General features: G+C 75.4%; 2 protein-coding genes. Both read right to left on the bottom strand.

Annotated elements, in window-relative coordinates; all coding sequences use genetic code 11:
• Positions 1-100 precede the first annotated feature (100 nt).
• A complete protein-coding gene (locus SM757_RS34880; RefSeq protein WP_322468848.1) occupies positions 101-856 on the bottom strand; it encodes a winged helix-turn-helix domain-containing protein in 756 nt (251 codons plus the stop codon).
• Positions 853-1106: hypothetical protein (locus SM757_RS34875; protein WP_322468847.1), on the bottom strand; the 254-nt coding region annotated here is incomplete at its 5' end. The genes SM757_RS34875 and SM757_RS34880, both read right to left, overlap by 4 nt.

Genomic DNA, 1106 nt, shown 5'->3' with positions numbered 1-1106 from the left:
CGGCCGGCGCGGCGGCCAGGCCGGCCGCGGGCAGGGAGGGAGCTGGGTGAATGTCCATGCGCGCCAGCTTGGCGCGCGGGGCATCAGGAACGCATAAGGATCAGCCGTGCGACGCCGCCCCGGCCGCGCCGTCCGGCGCCTGCGCCTCGGCCAGCCGGTAGCCCACGCCCGGCTCGGTGAGCAGCAGTTGCGGCTCGGCCGGCTCGGCCTCCAGCTTGGCGCGCAACTGGCCCATGTACAGGCGCAGGTAGTGCGTGTCCGCGGCGTGCTGCGCGCCCCACACGTCCACCAGCAACTGGCGGTGCGTCACCACGCGGCCGGCGCTGCGCACCAGGCGCGCCAGCAGCTCGAACTCGGTGGGCGTGAGGTGCACGGCCGCGCCGTCCAGGCGCACCTCGCGACGCTCCAGGTCCACCAGCAGCCCGCCGCGCGCATAGCGCAGCACGGCCGGCGCCAGCCGCGTGCCGTGGTGGCGCAGCGCCACGCGCATGCGCGCCAGCAGCTCGCCGATGCCGAAGGGTTTCACAAGGTAGTCGTCCGCGCCGGCGTCCAGCAGCCGGATCTTCTGGCCGTCGCTCTCGCGCGCGGAAATCACGATCAGCGGCAGCGCGTGCCGCCTGCGCAGGGCAGCCAGCAGCGTCTCGCCCTCGCCGTCAGGCAAACCCAAATCCAGCAGCACCAGGTCCACGCCCGCGTCGCCCGCGTGGCGGGGGCGCTTGCCCAGGTTCGCGAGCAGCGCCAGGCCCTCGGCCAGGCTGGCCGCGGTGACGACCTCGTAGCCCTCCACCGCCAGCGCGTCGCGCAGCGTGGCGCGCAGCTCGCGGTCGTCCTCCACCAGCAGCACGCGCAGGCTCATGGCGTCCCCCGCGCCGCGGCGGTGCCGTTTGAAGTGGCTGCCTGCGCGCCGGTGCCGTGCGGCTCTTGGGCTTGGGCTTGGGCTTGGGCTTGGGCTTGGGCTTGGGCGCCCTCCGGCGCGAGGGCGTCTAGCGCCGCCTGTTCGGCCGCTGCGTCCGCCACGTCCGCCTCGCCCGGCGAGCGCGGCGGCTCGGACGCGGGCAGCCAGCACTCGAAACTGGTGCCGCCGTTGTTGCGCGGGCGCAGCCGCA

This window comes from Azohydromonas lata (assembly GCF_034427735.1).
Taxonomy (GTDB): Bacteria; Pseudomonadota; Gammaproteobacteria; order Burkholderiales; family Burkholderiaceae_C; genus Azohydromonas; species Azohydromonas lata.
This window is presented reverse-complemented; position numbering and strand designations above follow the sequence as displayed.

Bases quoted from the DNA above. Each gene is read 5' to 3' on its own strand.
- SM757_RS34880 (WP_322468848.1), bottom strand. From the start codon at position 856: ATGAGCCTGCGCGTGCTGCTGGTGGAGGACGACCGCGAGCTGCGCGCC.